Genomic DNA, 19,372 nt, shown 5'->3' on the forward strand with positions numbered 1-19,372 from the left:
AAGTCGTACTTCGACAGAAGCTCGCGCACCTCGAGCTCGACCAGATCCAGAAGCTCCGGATCGTCGACCATGTCGACCTTGTTCATGAACACCACCAGCGCAGGAACGCCGACCTGGCGCGCCAGCAGGATGTGCTCGCGGGTCTGCGGCATCGGGCCGTCGGCCGCCGACACCACCAGGATCGCGCCGTCCATCTGCGCCGCCCCGGTGATCATGTTCTTCACGTAGTCGGCGTGCCCGGGGCAGTCGACGTGCGCGTAGTGACGGTTCGACGTCTCGTACTCGACGTGCGCCGTCGAAATCGTGATGCCCCGCGCCTTCTCCTCCGGCGCCTTGTCGATCTGGTCGTACGCCGTGAAGGTCGCACCACCCGTCTCGGCCAGCACCTTCGTGATCGCCGCAGTCAGAGAGGTCTTGCCATGGTCAACGTGACCGATGGTGCCGATGTTGCAGTGCGGCTTCGTCCGCGAAAACTTTTCCTTGGCCATCGCCAAAACTCCGTCGATCGAATGCGTGCGGTTTAGTCTGGATTGGCACCCGCCGTGGCGGGCGCCGAAGCTGAGACGCGGCCTTAGCTCAGGCCGACATCATCAAGCGTACTTGGCAACCACCTTCTCGGCCTCGCCGCGCGGGACCTCTTCGTAGTGGTCGAACTGCATCGTGAAGTTCGCGCGGCCCTGGGTGAAGGAGCGCAGCTGGTTCACGTAGCCGAACATGTTGGCGAGCGGCACCATCGCGTTGATGACGTTGGCATTGCCACGCATGTCCTGGCCCTGGATCTGGCCGCGCCGGGAGTTCAGGTCGCCGATGACCGAACCGGTGTAATCCTCCGGGGTCACGACCTCGACCTTCATCACCGGCTCGAGCAGGACCGAGCCGCCCTTCTGCAGAGCCTCGCGGAGCGCCGCCCGCGAGGCGATCTCGAAGGCCAGCGCCGACGAGTCGACTTCGTGGTAGGCGCCGTCGATCAGCTCCACCTTGATGTCGACCACCGGGAAGCCCGCCAGGATACCGGCGGTCAGCACGCTGTTGAGGCCCTTCTCGACGCCCGGGATGTACTCCTTCGGCACCGAGCCACCGACGATCTTCGACTCGAACTGGTAGCCGGCGCCCGGCTCGTTCGGCTCGACGACGAACTTCACCCGCGCGAACTGGCCGGTACCACCGGTCTGCTTCTTGTGGGTGTAGTCGATCTCCGTGCGCTTGGTCAGCTTCTCCCGGTACGCGACCTGCGGCTGGCCGATATTGGCCTCGACCTTGTAGGTGCGCTTCAGGATGTCGACTTTGATGTCGAGGTGGAGCTCGCCCATCCCCTTCAGGATGGTCTGGCCCGACTCCTGGTCCGTGGAGACCCGGAACGACGGGTCCTCGGCGGCGAGCTTCGAGAGCGCGATGCCGAGCTTCTCCTGGTCCGCCTTGGACTTGGGCTCGACGGCGATCTCGATGACCGGCTCCGGGAACTCCATCTTCTCGAGGATCACGGCCTTGGTCGGGTCGCACAGCGTGTCGCCGGTGCGGGTGTCCTTCAGGCCCGCGAGCGCCACGATGTCGCCGGCGAATGCCTCCTTGATGTCCTCGCGGTTGTTCGCGTGCATCAGGAGCATGCGGCCGACCCGCTCCTTCTTGTCGCGGGTCGAGTTGATGACGTTCGCGCCCGAATCGATCTTGCCCGAGTACACGCGACAGAAGGTGATCGTGCCGACGTGGGGATCGTCCATGATCTTGAAGGCGAGCATGGAGAAAGGATCGGAATCGAGCGGGCGGCGGACCACCTCTTCCTCGGTCTTGAAGTCGATGCCCTTGATCTCGCCGCGGTCCGCGGGAGACGGCAGGTAGTCGACGACGCCGTCGAGCAGGGGCTGCACGCCCTTGTTCTTGAACGCCGAGCCGCACATCACCGGGTGGAACGCGCGACGCTGCACGGCCGTGCGCACCAGCTTGCGCATGGTGTCCTCGTCCGGCTCGACGCCGTCGAGGTAGGCCGCCATGGCGTCGTCGTCCATCTCGACGCAGGCCTCGACCAGCTTGGTGCGGTACTCCGCAGCCTGGTCGGCGAGGTCGGCCGGGATCTCCTCCTCGGAGTAGTTGGCGCCGAGCGCCTCACCCGACCACACGATCGCCTTCATCTTGATCAGGTCGATGACGCCCTTGAACGAGCTCTCGGCGCCGATCGGCAGCTGCAGGCAGACCGGCTTGCCGGCCACGCGGTCGATGATGTCGGCCACGCACTTGAAGAAGTCGGCGCCGATCTTGTCCATCTTGTTGACGAACACGATGCGCGGCACGTCGTACTTGTCGGCCTGGCGCCACACCGTCTCGGTCTGCGGCTCGACGCCCTGGTTGCCGTCGAGCACGCAGACGGCGCCGTCGAGCACGCGGAGCGAGCGCTCCACCTCGATGGTGAAGTCGACGTGGCCGGGGGTGTCGATGATGTTCAGGCGCTTGTCGCGCCAGAAGCAGGTGGTCGCAGCCGAGGTGATCGTGATGCCACGCTCCTGCTCCTGCTCCATCCAGTCCATGGTGGCGGCGCCCTCATGGACCTCGCCGATCTTGTGGGACTTGCCGGTGTAGTAGAGGATCCGCTCGGTCGTCGTGGTCTTGCCGGCATCGATGTGGGCCATGATGCCGAAGTTGCGGTAGTCCTCGATCGCGTGCGTGCGGGGCATCGGGGGGCTCCTGAAGAAGGGGGCCGCCGCGCTGTAGAAGGCGGCGGCGAAGCAGCGTTTACCAGCGATAGTGCGAGAACGCGCGGTTGGCCTCGGCCATCCGGTGGGTGTCCTCGCGCTTCTTCACGGCATTGCCGCGGTTATTGGCGGCGTCGAGCAGCTCGGCCGAGAGGCGCTCGACCATGGTGCGGTCGTTGCGCGAGCGGGCGGCCTGGATCAGCCAGCGGATCGCCAGCGCCTGACGGCGCTCGGTGCGGACCTCGACCGGGACCTGATAGGTCGCGCCGCCGACGCGGCGGGAGCGGACCTCGATCGCCGGGGCGACGTTGTCGAGAGCGGCGCGGAACACCTCGATCGGATTCGCCTTGGCGCGGGCCTCGATGATGTCGAACGCGCCGTACACGATGGTCTCGGCGACCGACTTCTTGCCCTCGTACATCACCGAGTTCATGAACTTGGTGAGGACGATGTCGCCGTACTTGGCGTCGGGGATGATCTCGCGCTTCTCGGCGCTGTGGCGGCGGGACATCGCTCGCTCCGTTCTTAAGCTCTAAAAATCAACTGTTGTGCCCCACGCAGGCCGCCTCGAACCACTTGGTCGGCAGCATCCTTGCGGGACAGGCGATAAGGTACCGGTCCGCTTGGTCGGGTCTTACTTCGGACGCTTGGCGCCATACTTCGAGCGGCGCTGCTTGCGGTTCTTGACGCCCTGGGTGTCGAGAACGCCGCGCAGGATGTGGTAGCGCACGCCCGGAAGATCCTTGACGCGGCCGCCGCGGATCATCACCACGGAGTGCTCCTGAAGGTTGTGGCCCTCGCCCGGGATGTAGCCGATGACCTCGAAGCCGTTGGTCAGGCGGACCTTGGCGACCTTCCGGAGCGCCGAGTTCGGCTTCTTCGGGGTCGTGGTGTAGACGCGGGTGCAGACGCCGCGCTTCTGCGGGCAGGCATCGAGAGCCGGCACCTTGTTGCGGGCCTTCTGCGCCTTCCGCGGATTGGCGATCAGCTGGTTGATCGTCGGCATGCCATTCCTCTCGCAACGCATCGCCGTCCTGGCGACCGTCGTTTCGCAAATCTCGTCTGAACGACCGTCGCTTCCCGGAAGAAGCGCAACGCAAATCGCGCCCCAGGCTGAAACCAGCCTTTGGCGCGCCATGCGAGCAGAGGACCACCGGGAGCAAAGCCCCAGCGATCATGCCGGTCTGACACGTGTCAGTCGGTTGAAGTTCGGTCGCGTTTAGGAGACTTGGATCGAGGCACGAGGGGCACGTCGATCAGCTGTCGCCTACGGCCAGCCGTTCAGTAGGAGGGGCTATTACGGGCTCGTCCGCCGGACGTCAAGCGGAAACTTTCCCTTAAAGCTTGGCTGCTTACGCGCAAAAGCCGGCGCTCCCCCGCGGGAGCGCCGGCCTGTTTTCGCGCGGGCGGCGGGCGCTCACGCCCGCCGCGATCCCCCCTGCCCTACTCGGCGGCGGGGAGGTGCTCGGCGACCGCCGCGCCGCTCTCGGCCGACTTCTGGGCCATGATGAGCCCGTCGCGCCGGCGCGCGATCGACTTGATGTCGGAGATCATCGCGCCGGTGCCCGCCGGGATCAGCGAGCCGACGATGACGTTCTCCTTCAGGCCCTCGAGGTTGTCGACCTTGCCGTTGACCGCCGCCTCGGTGAGGACGCGGGTGGTCTCCTGGAACGAGGCCGCCGAGATGAACGAGCGGGTCTGCAGCGAGGCCTTGGTGATGCCGAGCAGGACGGGGACGCCCTGGATCGGCTTCTTGCCCTCGGCGAGCAGCTTCTCGTTGAACTCCGCCAGCTCCATCCGGTCGATCTGGTCGCCGGTCAGGATCTCGGAATCGCCGCCGTCGGTGATCTCCACCTTCTGCAGCATCTGCCGGACGATGACCTCGATGTGCTTGTCGTTGATCGACACGCCCTGGAGCCGGTAGACTTCCTGGATCTCGTTCACGAGGTAGGCGGCGAGCTCCTCGACGCCCTTGATCGCCAGGATGTCGTGCGGCGCCGGGTTGCCGTCGACGATGAAGTCGCCGAGCTCGACCACGTCGCCGTCCTGTAGGTGGATGTGCTTGCCCTTCGGGATCAGGTACTCCACCGGCTCGGAGCCGTCATGCGGGGTCAGGCTCAGGCGGCGCTTGTTCTTGTAGTCGCGCCCGAACGAGATCGTCCCCGACTTCTCGGCGATGATCGCCGCGTCCTTCGGCCGGCGCGCCTCGAACAGCTCCGCCACCCGCGGCAGACCGCCGGTGATGTCGCGGGTCTTGGCGCTGTCGGTCGAGACGCGGGCGAGGATGTCGCCGGCCTTGACCCGGGTGCCCGGATCGACGCCGATGATCGCCTCGACCGGTAGGAGCGAGCGCGCGTCCGAGCCGCGCGGCAGCTTCTGCACCCGGCCGTTCTGGTCGTGGACCGCGAGCGCCGGACGCAGGTCCGCCGTCCGCGCCGAGCCGCGCCAGTCGATGACGACGCGCTTGGCGATGCCGGTCGACTCGTCGGTGGTCTCGGTGATCGACTGGCCGTCGATCAGGTCCTCGTAGGCGACGATGCCGTCGATCTCGGTCAGGATCGGCCTCGTGTAGGGGTCCCACTCGGCGATGCGCTGGCCACGCTTGATCGCGTCACCCTCGTCCACGCGGACGCGGGCGCCGTATTGCAGGCGGTGGACCGCCCGCTCGGCACCGTCCGGCCCGACGATCACCACCGCGACGTTGCGGCCGATGGCGATCAGGTCGCCGTCCGAATTGCGGGCAAGACCGCGGTTGCGGATCTTGACCGTCCCCTCGAAGCTCGACTCGATGAAGGACGAGTCGGCGATCTGGGCCGCACCGCCGATGTGGAAGGTGCGCATCGTGAGCTGGGTGCCCGGCTCGCCGATCGACTGCGCCGCGATGACGCCGACGGCCTCGCCCATGTTGACGGGCGTGCCGCGGGCGAGGTCGCGCCCGTAGCAGGTGGCGCAGACGCCGTTCCGGGTCGCGCAGACCAGGACCGAGCGGATCTTCACTTCCTGGATGCCGGCCTTGGTGATCGCGTCGAGGTGCTTCTCTTCGATGGTCTCACCCTTGGCGACGATGATCGAGCCGTCGTTGGCGACCAGGTCCTCGGCCGTGGCGCGGCCGAGGATGCGGGTCGCCAGCGAGGCCACGACCTGGCCGGCATCGATGATCGCGCGCATCCGGATGCCGCTCTCGGTGCCGCAATCCACCTCGCGGATCACCGCGTCCTGCGCCACGTCGACGAGGCGGCGGGTCAGGTAACCGGAATTGGCGGTCTTGAGCGCGGTGTCGGCGAGGCCCTTGCGGGCGCCGTGCGTCGAGTTGAAGTACTCGAGAACGTCGAGGCCTTCCTTGAAGTTCGAGATGATCGGGGTCTCGATGATCTCGCCCGAGGGCTTGGCCATCAGACCGCGCATCGCCGCGAGCTGCTTCATCTGCGCCGGCGAGCCACGGGCGCCCGAGTGGCTCATCATGTAGATCGAGTTGACCTGCTTGTCGGCGCCGTGCTCGTCCTTCTGCACGGACGAGATGCGGTTCATCATCTCGCCGGCGAGACGGTCGGAGCACTTGGCCCAGGCGTCCACGACCTTGTTGTATTTCTCGCCCTGGGTGATCAGGCCGTCCTGATACTGCTGCTCGTAATCCTTCACGAGCGTGCGGGTCTCGTCGACGATCGACCACTTGTTGTCCGGCACGACCATGTCGTCCTTGCCGAACGAGATGCCGGCGCGGAAGGCGTGGATGAAGCCGAGACCCATGATGCGGTCGCAGAAGATCACCGACTCCTTCTGACCGCAATGGCGGTAGACGGTGTCGATCATCGCCGAGATCTCCTTCTTCGTCATCAGCTTGTTGACGACGTCGAAGGGGACGCGCTTGTGGCGCGGCAGCACGCTGGACAGGATCACGCGGCCGGGCGTGGTGTCGTAGATCCGGGAGACCTCGTTCCCCTCCGAATCGAGACCCTTCCAGCGCCACTTGATCTTGGTGTGCAGCGTGACGGTGCGCGCGGCCAGCGCGTGCTCCAGCTCGCCGAAATTACCGAACACGCCCTTCATCGGGTTCTTCGGGTCGTTCGGCTTGTGCTCACCCGGCGAGCCGTCGGCGACGATCGACAGGTAGTAGAGGCCGAGCACGATGTCCTGCGACGGCACGATGATCGGCGCACCGTTGGCCGGGTGCAGGATGTTGTTCGTCGACATCATCAGGACGCGCGCTTCCAGCTGCGCCTCGAGCGACAGCGGGACGTGCACGGCCATTTGGTCGCCGTCAAAGTCGGCGTTGAACGCGGCGCAGACCAGCGGGTGGAGCTGGATCGCCTTGCCCTCGATCAGTTTCGGCTCGAAGGCCTGGATGCCGAGCCGGTGCAGCGTCGGCGCCCGGTTCAGCATTACCGGATGCTCGCGGATCACCTCGTCCAGGATGTCCCAGACCTCCGGCTTCTCCTTCTCGACGAGCTTCTTGGCCTGCTTCACCGTGGCCGAGAAGCCCTTGGCGTCGAGGCGCGCGTAGATGAACGGCTTGAACAGCTCGAGCGCCATCTTCTTCGGCAGCCCGCACTGGTGCAGCTTCAGCTCCGGGCCGACCACGATGACCGAGCGGCCGGAATAGTCCACGCGCTTGCCGAGCAGGTTCTGGCGGAACCGGCCCTGCTTGCCCTTCAGCATGTCGGCGAGCGATTTCAGCGGGCGCTTGTTGGCGCCCGTGATGACGCGGCCGCGGCGGCCGTTGTCGAACAGCGCGTCGACCGCCTCCTGCAGCATCCGCTTCTCGTTGCGGATGATGATGTCCGGCGCGCGCAGCTCGATCAGCCGCTTCAGGCGGTTGTTGCGGTTGATGACGCGGCGGTAGAGGTCGTTGAGGTCCGAGGTCGCGAAGCGGCCGCCGTCGAGCGGGACGAGCGGGCGCAGGTCCGGCGGGATCACCGGCACGACGGTCAGGATCATCCACTCGGGCCGGTTGCCCGACATCTGGAACGCCTCGATGATCTTGAGGCGCTTCAGCAGCTTCTTGGGCTTCAGCTCGGAGGTGGTGGTGGCGATCTCCTCACGCAGGTCGGCCGCGATCTTGTCGAGGTCGAGTTCCTGCAGGATGCGCCGGATCGCCTCCGCGCCGATCATGGCGGTGAAGCTGTCCTCGCCGTACTCCTCCTGCGCCCGCAGGTACTCCTCCTCCGAGAGGAGCTGACGCTCCTTCAGGGGGGTGAGGCCCGGCTCGATGACGACGTAGGATTCGAAGTACAGGATGCGCTCGAGGTCCTTGAGCGCCATGTCGAGCAGCAGGCCGATGCGGCTCGGCAGCGACTTCAGGAACCAGATATGGGCGACGGGCGCGGCCAGCTCGATATGGCCCATGCGGTCGCGACGGACGCGCGCGAGGGTGACCTCGACGCCGCACTTCTCGCAGATCACGCCCTTGTACTTCATGCGCTTGTACTTACCGCACAAGCACTCGTAATCCTTGATCGGCCCGAAGATGCGAGCACAGAACAAGCCGTCACGCTCGGGCTTGAACGTGCGATAGTTGATGGTCTCGGGCTTCTTGATCTCGCCGTAGGACCAAGACAGGATCTTCTCAGGCGACGAGATCGAGATCTTGATCTGGTCGAAGCTCTGAGGCTGAGCCTGCTGGTTGAAAAGATTCATGACCTCTTGGTTCATGATCTGCTCCTTGGCTGACGGGGCGCCGCGAAGGGCCGGGCCGGGGCCGCCGTCTGATGAAACGGGTTTCGGCGGCTGGGGCCCTCGCTATGAGGGCCCCGCCGCCGTCGTCAGGTTGGGATCGGGTAGAGCCTACTCGGCCGCCTCGGGGGGCGCCTCGAGCTGATCGTTGGCGGCGCGCTTGGAGGACAGGAGCTCGACGTTGAGGCCGAGCGACCGCATCTCCTTCACCAGCACGTTGAAGCTCTCCGGGATGCCCGCCTCGAAGGTGTCGTCACCGCGCACGATGGCCTCATAGACCTTGGTGCGGCCGGCGACGTCGTCGGACTTCACCGTCAGCATCTCCTGCAGCGTGTAGGCGGCGCCGTAGGCCTCGAGGGCCCACACCTCCATCTCGCCGAAGCGCTGGCCGCCGAACTGCGCCTTGCCGCCCAGGGGCTGCTGGGTGACGAGGGAGTACGGACCGATCGAGCGCGCGTGGATCTTGTCGTCCACCAGGTGGTGCAGCTTCAACATGTAGATGTAGCCGACCGTGACCTTGCGGTCGAAGGGCTCGCCGGTGCGCCCGTCATAGAGCGTCGACTGGCCCGAGCGGTCGAGACCCGCCATCTCCAGCATCGTCTCGATGTCGGCTTCCTTGGCGCCGTTGAACACCGGAGTGGCCATCGGGACGCCGCGGCGCAGGTTGTTGCCGACCTCGGCGAGATCCTGATCGGTCAGGCCGGCGAGCTCCGACTCGCTGTAGATCGCCTTCATCCGCTCGCGCAGGGGCTCGATGTCGTGGGTGCGCAAGTAAGCGTCCACGGCCTGCGAGACCTGCCGGCCGAGACCGGCGGCGGCCCAGCCCAGATGCGTCTCGAGGATCTGGCCGACATTCATCCGGCTCGGCACGCCGAGCGGGTTGAGCACGATGTCGGCGTGGGTGCCGTCCTCCAGGAACGGCATGTCCTCGATCGGGACGATGCGCGACACGACGCCCTTGTTGCCGTGCCGGCCCGCCATCTTGTCGCCGGGCTGGATCTTGCGCTTCACCGCCACGAAGACCTTGACCATCTTCATGACGCCCGGGGGCAGCTCGTCGCCGCGCTGCAGCTTCTCGACCTTGTCGAGGAAGCGCTGCTCGAGGCGCTTCTTCGACTCGTCGTACTGCTTCTGCATCGCCTCCATCTCGGTCATGAGACGGTCTTCGACGACGGCGAACTGCCACCATTGCGAGCGGGGATAATCCGCCAGCAGCTCACGGGTGAGCGTGGTCTCCTTCTTGAAGCCCTTCGGACCGGCAACCGGCGACTGGCCGACCAGGAGGTCGCCCAGACGCGCATAGGTGTTGCGGTCGAGGATCGCCTGCTCGTCGTCGCGGTCCTTGGCGAGACGCTCGATCTCCTCGCGCTCGATCGCCTGCGCGCGCTCGTCCTTGTCGACGCCGTGGCGGTTGAACACCCGGACCTCGACGATCGTGCCGGTGACGCCCGGCGGCACCCGCAGCGAGGTGTCGCGCACGTCCGAGGCCTTCTCGCCGAAGATGGCGCGGAGGAGCTTCTCCTCCGGCGTCATCGGGCTCTCGCCCTTCGGGGTGATCTTGCCGACCAGGATGTCGCCCGCGTGGACCTCGGCGCCGATATAGACGATGCCGGCCTCGTCGAGGTTCTTGAGCGCCTCCTCCGAGACGTTCGGGATGTCGCGGGTGATCTCCTCCGGACCCAGCTTGGTATCCCGGGCCATCACCTCGAATTCCTCGATGTGGATCGAGGTGAACACGTCATCCTTCACGATCCGCTCGGAGAGCAGGATCGAGTCCTCGAAGTTGTAGCCGTTCCACGGCATGAACGCGACGAGCACGTTGCGGCCGAGCGCCAGCTCGCCGAACTCGGTCGAGGGACCGTCGGCGATGATGTCGCCCTTCTTCACCACGTCGCCGACGCGTACGAGCGGCTTCTGGGTGATGCAGGTCGACTGGTTGGAGCGCTGGAACTTCTGCAGCCGGTAGATGTCGACGCCGGGCTTGGAGGCATCGGCCTCGTCGGTGGCGCGGATGACGATACGGGTCGCGTCGACCTGGTCGATGACGCCCGCGCGCCGGGCGCCGATGGCGGCCCCCGAATCGCGCGCGACCACCGCTTCCATGCCGGTGCCGACGAAGGGCGCGTCGGCGCGAACCAGCGGCACCGCCTGGCGCTGCATGTTCGAGCCCATCAGTGCGCGGTTGGCGTCGTCGTTCTCGAGGAACGGGATCAGCGCCGCGGCGACGGACACGAGCTGCTTGGGCGACACGTCCATCAGGTCGACCCGCTCGGGGCCGACGACGATCACCTCGCCCGCCCGCCGGCAGACCACCAGGTCTTCCGTGAGCTTGCGGTTCTCGTCCATCACGGCGTTGGCCTGGGCGACGTAGTACTTCGCCTCCTCCATGGCGGAGAGGTAGGCGACTTCGTCGGTGACCACGCCGTCGCGTACGCGGCGGAACGGGGTCTCGATGAAGCCGTACTTGTTCACCCGCGCGAAGGTGGCGAGCGAGTTGATCAGGCCGATGTTGGGGCCTTCCGGCGTCTCGATTGGGCAGATGCGGCCATAGTGCGTCGGGTGGACGTCGCGCACCTCGAAGCCGGCGCGCTCGCGGGTCAGACCGCCCGGGCCGAGCGCCGAGAGACGACGCTTGTGCGTCACCTCGGAGAGCGGGTTGGTCTGGTCCATGAACTGCGACAGCTGCGACGAGCCGAAGAACTCGCGCACTGCGGCTGCCGCGGGCTTCGCGTTGATCAGGTCCTGCGGCATCACGGTGTCGATGTCGACCGACGACATCCGCTCCTTGATGGCACGCTCCATGCGCAGGAGGCCCAGACGGTACTGGTTCTCCATCAGCTCGCCGACCGAGCGCACCCGGCGATTGCCGAGGTGGTCGATGTCGTCGATCTCCCCCTTGCCGTCGCGCAGATCCACCAGCGCCTTGACGACCGCCAGCATGTCCTCGCGCCGCAGCGTCCGCACCGTGTCGGCCGCGTCGAGGTCGAGGCGCATGTTCATCTTCACCCGGCCGACGGCCGAGAGATCGTAGCGCTCCGCATCGAAGAACAGCGAGTGGAACATCGCCTCGGCCGTCTCGAGCGTCGGCGGCTCGCCCGGGCGCATCACGCGGTAGATGTCGAACAGCGCACCCTCACGGGCCGAGTTCTTGTCAACCGCGAGCGTGTTGCGGATGTAGGGGCCGATATTGACGTGGTCGATGTCGAGGACCGGAATCTCCTCGATGCCGACGTCGGTCAGACCCTTGAGGACCTTCTCGCTGATCTCGTCGCCGGCCTCGGCGTAGATCTCGCCGGTCTTGTAGTTGACCATGTCCTCGGCGATGTACTGGCCGATCAGGTCGTCGTCGGTGGCGCGCAGAGCCTTCACGCCCTTCTCGGCGATCTGGCGCGCGGCGCGGGCGGTCAGCTTCTTGCCGGCCTCCAGCACCACCTCGCCTGAATCGGCGTCGATCAGGTCGGTCGAGGCCTTGAAGCCCTTCAGCCGCTCGGCATCGTAGGGCACGCGCCAGTCATGCCCGTCACGCGAATAGGTGACGCGGTTGTAGAAGGTCGAGAGGATTTCCTCGCCGTCGAGGCCGAGTGCGAAGAGCAGGGAGGTGACGGGGATCTTGCGCTTGCGGTCGATGCGCGCATGCACGATGTCCTTGGCGTCGAACTCGACGTCGAGCCAGGAGCCGCGATACGGGATGATGCGCGCCGCGAACAGGAGCTTGCCCGAGGAGTGGGTCTTGCCCTTGTCGTGATCGAAGAACACGCCCGGCGAACGGTGCATCTGCGAGACGATGACGCGCTCGGTGCCGTTGACGATGAAGGTGCCGTTCTCCGTCATCAGGGGCATGTCGCCCATGTAGACGTCCTGCTCCTTGATGTCCTTGACCGACTTGGCGCCGGTATCGGGATCGACATCGAACACGATCAGCCGCAGCGTCACCTTCAGGGGGGCGGCGAAGGTGATGCCGCGCTGGCGGCACTCGTCGACGTCGTATTTCGGCTGCTCGAACGTGTACTTGACGAACTCGAGAAGCGCGGTCGAGGAGAAGTCGGAGATCGGAAAAACGGACTTGAAGACCGATTGCAGGCCCTCGTCGGCTCGGCCGCCCTCGGGCTCGTCCACCATCAGGAACTGGTCGTATGACGCCTTCTGGACCTCGATGAGGTTCGGCATCTCGGCGACTTCCCGAATCTTGCCGAAGAACTTGCGAATGCGCTTGCGACCGACCAGCGTGTTGGCCATGGGTTGACCTCGCTCCTCATCCACCGCTTATACGGCCCCGGTGGGACGCTGACCGAATCGGGTCCGCATCGACCTGCCGTGACCGTGCGGGCCGCCCGTGCACCGGCTGCCCGCAAACCTCGAAGACATATGGGGATCCCTGCCCTGGATCCCGAGGGGGTGCGCCGAAGCGACCATAGCCCGCGGGCGCGAGGCCCGCGGGCTGGTGGCCCCGGACCGGGCGCAAGGCCTGGTCCGGAGCGCGAGGCGGGCCGGGAGGCCCGCCACCGTCTTACTTGAGCTCGACCTTGGCGCCGGCCTTCTCGAGCTGGGCCTTGAGCTTGGCGGCGTCGTCCTTGGACACGCCCTCCTTGACCGGCTTCGGAGCGCCCTCGACCAGGTCCTTGGCCTCCTTGAGGCCGAGGCCGGTGATCGCGCGGACCTCCTTGATGACCTCGATCTTCTTGTCGCCGGCGGCGGCGAGCACGACCGTGAACTCGGTCTGCTCCTCGACGGGGGCGGCAGCGGCGGCCGGGCCGGCGGCGACGGCGACGGCAGCGGCGGCCGAGACGCCCCACTTCTCCTCGAGCATCTTCGCGAGCTCGGCGGCCTCGAGAACGGTCAGCGAGGACAGGTCGTCGACGAGCTTGGCAAGATCAGCCATTTTTCACTTCCTGATGTTGTCGGTTTGAACGGTTTGGTCTCGAACAGCCCGTCAGGCCGCTTCGTCGGTCTGGGCGTCGCCGGTCTTGGCATAGGCCCCGAACACGCGCGCGAGCTTGGCGGCCGGCGCGTTGACGACCTGGGCGATCTTGGTCGCGGGAGCCTGGACCAGGCCCACGATCTTGGCGCGCAGCTCGTCGAGGGACGGCAGCGAGGCCAGGGCCTTCACGCCGTCCACGTTCAGGGCGGTCGTCCCCATGGCTCCGCCGAGGATGACCAGCTTCTCGTTGGCCTTGGCGAAGTCCACCGCCACCTTGGCGGCCGCGACCGGATCGCTCGAATAGGCGAGCAGGGTCGGGCCCTTCAGGAGGGGCTGGATGGAGGCGACGTCCGTGCCTTCGAGAGCGATGTTGGCGAGGCGGTTCTTCGCGACCTTCACGGTGGCGCCGGCCTGCTTCATCTGCGAGCGCAGCTTCTGCATGTCGGCGACCGTGAGGCCCTTGTAGTGGGCCACGACGACGACGGAGGTGTTGCTGAACACCCCGTTGAGCGTCGAGACGAGATCAGCTTTTGCTGCTCTGTCCACCTTGGCTCTCTCCGGTTGGCGGAACCCGGATGGGCCCCACCGGTTGCAGTTGCCGCCCAGGATGAGCCGGGGCCTTCGTGAAAAGACCGCGACGTCCTGAACGACGCTTTCACGGCCCTGCCCCCGATGCCAAGGACCGCGCGGTCCCTCGCCTCGGGCGAGATGGTTCAAACCGACGCCCCGCCGGCCCGGTCAAGGCCATGGGGGCGGTGAAACTCGGTCTTCCCCGTCTGTGCAGGCTGGGAGTTTAAGCCGGCGAATGCCGGCGCCTGCAGTCTCGGACAGGACATGGCCGGACGGGGCGCGAGGGGTTTCCCCCTGAGCCCTTCCGGCCACTTTGGTCGCCCGGTTGCCCGGGGACCTCTCCAGGACCGGCCGATCGGCCGAATCCTTTCGATCTTGGAAACGTGGAGCCGGGTCTATAGCGGCGTGCAAGCGCCCTGCCAAGTGCCCGGCCAGAGGATTTTTCGCCCGGCACGAGGAAATTCCGTCGCAGGCACCGATTTTCCCGTCAGTGCCTCCGGCTCACGCCGCCTGCCGAGCCCCTGCCCTCGCGGCGGCTTCCGCCTTCGCCTTGTCCTGCGCGGCGTAGAACGAGGCGTTGTGCTCGCCGCGCAGGGCCTCGCGGGTGAAGCGGATCAGGTGGTGGGCGACGAAGCCCATGTTGAACACCGCCTCGATCTGCCCGCGCTTGAGGGCGTACCCCGCCGCACGCCAGAACGGCTTGCGGTAATCGGAGAACAGGCCGACCCGGGTGACGATGTTGAAGCCGAGGATCAGCCCGCGACGCAGGTTGGTGAGCGTCAGCTTGCCCGCCGTCGGCGTGACGATCCGGTTCGGGTAGGTCACGTCGCACTGGCGCTTGAAGCGCTCGAACAGCTGCTCGGGCGAGTAGGCATGGGCGATGGCACGGCGCCAGGATCCCACCACGTCGTCGTGCGGGCGCTTGAACAGCACGTTCGACTCGAGGCTGGCATCGTGGACGAGCCGTCCCTCGCGCTCGAGCCGGTCCCAGAGCGGGGTCTTCGGCAGGGCCTGGAGCAGATTGATGGTGAGGACGGGGATCGCCGACTTGTCGATGAAGTCGATCAGGTTCTGCTCCGACTTGTCGGTGTCGGTGTCGAGGCCCAGGATGATGCCGGAGGTGACCTCCAGCCCGTAGGAATTCAGGGTCTCGATCGCCTCGTACATCGGCACGGCGGCGTTGTGGGTCTTGTCGATGCCCTTGAGCGCGTCGGCCTCCGGGGTCTCGATGCCGACGAACACCGTCATGAAGTTCGCCTGGCGCATCAGCTCGAGGATCTCGGGCTGCTTGGCCATGTTCAGCGTCGCCTCGCAGGCGAACTGGAGCGGGTAGTTGTTCCGCTTCTGCCACTCCACGAGGTGGGGCAGCATCTCGCGGGTCGCCTTGCGGTTGCCGATGAAGTTGTCGTCGACGAAGTAGACCACGGCCGGGTGAGCCGGCTGCGCCACGATGGCGTCGAGCTCGGCGCAGAGCTGCTCGGGGGTCTTGAGCCGCGGCTGGCGGCCGTAGAGCTGCGGGATGTCGCAGAACTCGCAGCGATACGGGCAGCCGGAGGAGAATTGCAGCGAGCCGATCAGGTAGCGCTTGAGCGGCACCCGCTCGTAGGCCGGCGCCGGAAACTCGGAGAGGCCGAGGCGGTCCTTGGTCTCGAACCGCTCCGGCTCGGCCGGCACCGCCACGGTCTCGTCGAGGCGCCGGATCAGGGCGTCGGTGGCGTCGCCGATCTCGCCGAGATGGAGGTAGTCGAAATCCGGGTATTTCTCCGGCGCGCCGGAGACCGAGGGGCCGCCCAGAACCGCGACCTTGCCGGCGGCGTGCGCCCGCCGGCCGATCTCGTGGATCTGGCCCTCCTGGATGTGCATGCCCGACACGAACACCGCGTCGGCCCAGGCGAAATCCTCGGGGCTGGCCCGAGCGATGTTCTCGTCGATAAATCGCACGTCCCATGCCTCCGGCATGTAGGCGGCGATCACGAGCAGCCCCTGCGGCGGCATGAAGGCCTTCACGCCGCCCATCAGCGGATAGGCGTGCGAGAAGGTGCCGAAGGACGGCGTGTAGGCGGGGAAGACGCAGAGAATGCGTCGCGAGGAGGAGACCGGGACGGTGCTGCGCATGGCAGCCTATCTAGCACAGCGTCGCCGGAAGGCTGCCCCGTCGCGTCAGGTTTTCGCCGCGTTGCGGCACGCACCCCATGGCGACGCTGCCGCTGCGTCAGGAAGCGTCCTTCCCCCCGAAATGCGAGGCGCCCGGTCCGTGGCCGGACCGGGCGCCTCAGATCAGTGTCGCAACAGTCGCGCAGGCTCAGGCGCCGGCGGAGACCAGCACGCTCGAAGGATCGACCTTCACGCCCGGGCCCATCGTCGAGGAGACGGCGATGCGCTGGATGTAGGTGCCCTTGGCTCCGGCGGGCTTGGCCTTGGCCACCGCGTCGGCGAAGGCGCGGATGTTCTCGACGATCTTCTGCTCGTCGAACGAGACCTTGCCGATGCCGGCGTGGACGATGCCCGCCTTCTCGACGCGGAACTCGACCGAGCCGCCCTTGGCGCCGGCGACGGCGCCCTTCACGTCCATGGTGACGGTGCCGACCTTCGGGTTCGGCATCAGGCCGCGCGGGCCCAGCACCTTACCGAGGCGGCCGACCAGCGGCATCATGTCCGGGGTGGCGATGCAGCGATCGAAGTCGATCGTGCCGCCCTGGATCGTCTCGAGCAGGTCCTCGGCCCCGACGATGTCGGCGCCGGCGGCACGCGCCTCGTCGGCCTTCGGGCCGCGGGCGAACACCGCCACCCGCACGGTCCGGCCGGAGCCGTTCGGCAGGTTGCAGACGCCGCGGACCATCTGGTCGGCGTGGCGGGGGTCGACGCCGAGATTCATCGAGACCTCGAAGGTCTCGTCGAACTTGGCCTTGGACCGCTCCTTGATCAGCTTCACCGCCTCGGCGAGCGGATAGAGCTTGGTGACCTCGATGCCCTCGCGGGCGGAGCGGATGCGCTTGCCTGTCTGTGCCATGTCGCCCTCCCCTTACGCGGTGATCTCGAGGCCCATGGCGCGGGCGGAGCCGCGGATCATGGCAACGGCGGAATCGACCGAATCGCAGTTCAGGTCGGGCATCTTCTTCTCGGCGATCTCGCGGATCTGCGCCTCGGAGACCTTGCCGGCGGGCGCGCCCTTGCCGGGGGTCTTCGAGCCGGAGGCCGGCTTCTTGCCGATCTTCAGGCCGGCGGCCTTCTTGAGGAAGAAGGAGACCGGGGGCTGCTTCATCTCGAAGGTGAAGGAGCGGTCCTGATACGCGGTGATGATCACCGGAATCGGGGTGCCCTTCTCGATCTGCGCGGTCTTCGCGTTGAAGGCCTTGCAGAATTCCATGATGTTGAGGCCGCGCTGACCGAGCGCGGGGCCGATCGGCGGCGACGGATTGGCGGCGCCGGCCGGGACCTGAAGCTTCACGTAGCCCGTGATCTTCTTCGCCATGGGACTGCTCCCAGAATAGCCCTACTGCTTGAGGGCGGTTGCAGGTCGCGGTGCGGCCCGGGCTCCCGGAGGCGTTGCCGGGCGGGCCTTCCGCGGGTGAAAGGCGGATCGTTCAGGAACCGGACGGACGAGGCGAGCTGCCGCGCCCCGTGAGGTCCGGAGAAGATCCGCCGATGACGATCAGATCTTCTCGACCTGACCGTATTCGAGCTCGACCGGAGTCGCCCGGCCGAAGATGGAGACCGCCACCTTGAGGCGGGAGCGGCTCTCGTCGACTTCCTCGACGATGCCGTTGAACGAGGCGAAGGGGCCGTCCGCGACGCGGACCTGCTCGCCGACCTCGTAGGAGATCGAGGCCTTCGGGCGGTCGGTGCCTTCCTGGACCTGGCCCTTGATGCGCTCCGCCTCGGCATCCGGGATCGGCACCGGCTTCGACTTGTCGGCGCCGAGGAAACCCGTGACCTTCGGGGTGTTCTTGATGAGGTGGTAGACCTCGTCGGTGAGGTCGCACTTCACCAGCACGTAGCCGGGGAAGAACTTGCGCTCGGCATCGACCTTGCGGCCGCGGCGCACCTCCACGACCTTCTCGGTCGGGACCATGACCTCGTCGAACTTCTCCGTCAGGCCGCGCTGCGCCGCCTGGTCCTTGATCGACTGAGCGACCTTGTTCTCGAAGTTCGAATAGGCGTGGACGATGTACCAGCGCTTCGACACGGCGTTCACTCCAATCCGGCGGCGGCCCCGTCGCGGGCCGGCATCTGCCGGGTCTTCTGCTCGATCAGGCCCCGATGCCCAGCACCAGCGTCACCGCGTAGCGCAGCACCTGGTCGACGACGGTGAAGAACACGCTCGCCACCACCACCATGACGAACACCATCAGGGTGGTGACCAGGGTCTCCTTGCGGGTCGGCCAAGTGACCTTCCGGCCCTCGTCGCGCACCTGCTGCAGGAACTCGAACGGGCCGACGCGCTTCTGCGCCGGACGCGCGGGGGGCGTCGGCGTGGAGCCGCCGCCGCGGGCCGGCGGGGTGCTGCGGGAGCCGTTGCGCCCGAGGTCCATCTTCTTGGTCGCTTCGTTCGATGCCATGGCTCGGACAACCGATGCGCTCGAAACCAACGGCGGCGCGCGGGCTGAAGGATCACCCCCGGCCCGCCTAGCCGCCTGTTCGATCTGGGATGGGCGCAGCGTCTAGCGCAGTTGCCTGCGCTTGTCGACTGTCCCGGACGGATTGTTATCGGAGATCTGCCGGTGAGGGCGGAGGCTCCGGTCGGCTCGCGGTCCTTGGCAGGAGTGGAGGGACTCGAACCCCCAACCCCCGGTTTTGGAGACCGGTGCTCTGACCAGTTGAGCTACACTCCTGCAGCGCCGCGGCGCGACCGCTCTGTAGCCGGATCCTCGGCCGGGATGCAAGCGGAATGTCGCGATGGATGCGGAGATGTGGGGCCGGTCGGCCGGCCCAGCGCAGCGGCGGCGCCGAATGGCGAGGCTTTCCCTTCGAGGCGTCCATCCCGTAGCGCCTCGCAGGCCATCGTCCGGCCACGGGAGCCGGCCGAGCCCCCGTTCGCGGCGAGCCGGGGAAACCCGAGCCCTCCATGCCATCCCGGGCCCGCGCAGCGGAACCCGGGATGACTTGGAGAGATGTCCTTGAGAGGTGTCTTTCGGCGCTGAACAACGAAAAAGGGCGGGCGCCCGGTCAGGCGCCCGCCCTCTTCTCCAGGATCCAGAGCCCGAGAACGGCCCCGGACCGATCTCGTCCGACTTACTCGGTGATGGAGGCGACGACGCCGGCGCCGACGGTGCGGCCGCCCTCGCGGATGGCGAAGCGCAGCTTCTCCTCCATCGCCACCGGCACGATCAGCGTCACGTCCATCGTCACGTTGTCGCCCGGCATCACCATCTCGGTGCCCTCGGGCAGCTGGCACACCCCCGTCACGTCCGTCGTCCGGAAGTAGAACTGCGGACGGTAGTTGGTGAAGAACGGCGTGTGGCGCCCGCCCTCCTCCTTCGTCAGGATGTACGCCTCGGCCTTGAACTTCGTGTGCGGCTTCACCGAACCC

General features: G+C 66.8%; 13 protein-coding genes, 1 tRNA gene and 1 pseudogene. All 15 read right to left on the reverse strand.

The window, feature by feature from the left end:
• On the reverse strand, window positions 1-488 hold a 488-nt coding region (locus tag G4G93_RS34285; protein WP_165091748.1), incomplete at its 3' end, for a GTP-binding protein.
• 102 nt (window positions 489-590) lie between these two features.
• A complete protein-coding gene (gene fusA / locus G4G93_RS34290) occupies window positions 591-2,666 on the reverse strand; it encodes an elongation factor G (protein WP_165091749.1) in 2,076 nt (691 codons plus the stop codon).
• Between the two features lie 58 nt (window positions 2,667-2,724).
• Complete coding sequence (rpsG, locus tag G4G93_RS34295) at window positions 2,725-3,195, reverse strand: 30S ribosomal protein S7 (protein WP_048435092.1); 471 nt, start codon at window positions 3,193-3,195, stop codon at window positions 2,725-2,727.
• Window positions 3,196-3,318: 123 nt separating this feature from the next.
• Window positions 3,319-3,690: a 30S ribosomal protein S12 gene (rpsL, locus tag G4G93_RS34300; RefSeq protein WP_048429408.1), complete on the reverse strand. Its 372-nt coding sequence runs from the start codon at window positions 3,688-3,690 to the stop codon at window positions 3,319-3,321.
• 437 nt (window positions 3,691-4,127) lie between these two features.
• Window positions 4,128-8,333 (reverse strand): DNA-directed RNA polymerase subunit beta', encoded by a 4,206-nt coding sequence (rpoC, locus tag G4G93_RS34305; RefSeq protein ID WP_165091751.1) that lies wholly within the window; start codon window positions 8,331-8,333, stop codon window positions 4,128-4,130.
• Window positions 8,334-8,465: 132 nt separating this feature from the next.
• A complete protein-coding gene (gene rpoB / locus G4G93_RS34310; RefSeq protein ID WP_165091752.1) occupies window positions 8,466-12,590 on the reverse strand; it encodes a DNA-directed RNA polymerase subunit beta in 4,125 nt (1,374 codons plus the stop codon).
• Window positions 12,591-12,861: 271 nt separating this feature from the next.
• Complete coding sequence (gene rplL / locus G4G93_RS34315) at window positions 12,862-13,233, reverse strand: 50S ribosomal protein L7/L12 (RefSeq protein WP_139035999.1); 372 nt, start codon at window positions 13,231-13,233, stop codon at window positions 12,862-12,864.
• A gap of 51 nt (window positions 13,234-13,284) precedes the next feature.
• Window positions 13,285-13,818, reverse strand: a complete 534-nt coding sequence (rplJ, locus tag G4G93_RS34320) for a 50S ribosomal protein L10 (protein ID WP_165091754.1) — start codon at window positions 13,816-13,818, stop codon at window positions 13,285-13,287.
• A gap of 525 nt (window positions 13,819-14,343) precedes the next feature.
• Window positions 14,344-15,957, reverse strand: coding sequence for a B12-binding domain-containing radical SAM protein (locus tag G4G93_RS34325; RefSeq protein WP_165091756.1), 1,614 nt, complete (start codon window positions 15,955-15,957; stop codon window positions 14,344-14,346).
• Between the two features lie 187 nt (window positions 15,958-16,144).
• A complete protein-coding gene (gene rplA / locus G4G93_RS34330) occupies window positions 16,145-16,852 on the reverse strand; it encodes a 50S ribosomal protein L1 (protein ID WP_165091758.1) in 708 nt (235 codons plus the stop codon).
• A gap of 12 nt (window positions 16,853-16,864) precedes the next feature.
• Window positions 16,865-17,314, reverse strand: a complete 450-nt coding sequence (rplK, locus tag G4G93_RS34335) for a 50S ribosomal protein L11 (protein WP_048430287.1) — start codon at window positions 17,312-17,314, stop codon at window positions 16,865-16,867.
• 180 nt (window positions 17,315-17,494) lie between these two features.
• The gene (nusG, locus tag G4G93_RS34340; RefSeq protein WP_165091760.1) at window positions 17,495-18,028 is read right to left on the reverse strand and encodes a transcription termination/antitermination protein NusG; all 534 of its coding nucleotides are present in this window, start codon (window positions 18,026-18,028) and stop codon (window positions 17,495-17,497) included.
• 64 nt (window positions 18,029-18,092) lie between these two features.
• On the reverse strand, window positions 18,093-18,401 hold the full coding sequence (secE, locus tag G4G93_RS34345; protein ID WP_165091761.1) for a preprotein translocase subunit SecE: 309 nt from the start codon (window positions 18,399-18,401) through the stop codon (window positions 18,093-18,095).
• A gap of 196 nt (window positions 18,402-18,597) precedes the next feature.
• Window positions 18,598-18,674 (reverse strand) — tRNA-Trp (locus tag G4G93_RS34350).
• A gap of 400 nt (window positions 18,675-19,074) precedes the next feature.
• Window positions 19,075-19,372 (reverse strand): annotated as a pseudogene (gene tuf / locus G4G93_RS34355) (elongation factor Tu); the annotation flags it as partial.

It is taken from the genome of Methylobacterium sp. DB0501 (assembly GCF_011043735.1).
Taxonomy (GTDB): Bacteria; Pseudomonadota; Alphaproteobacteria; order Rhizobiales; family Beijerinckiaceae; genus Methylobacterium; species Methylobacterium alsaeris.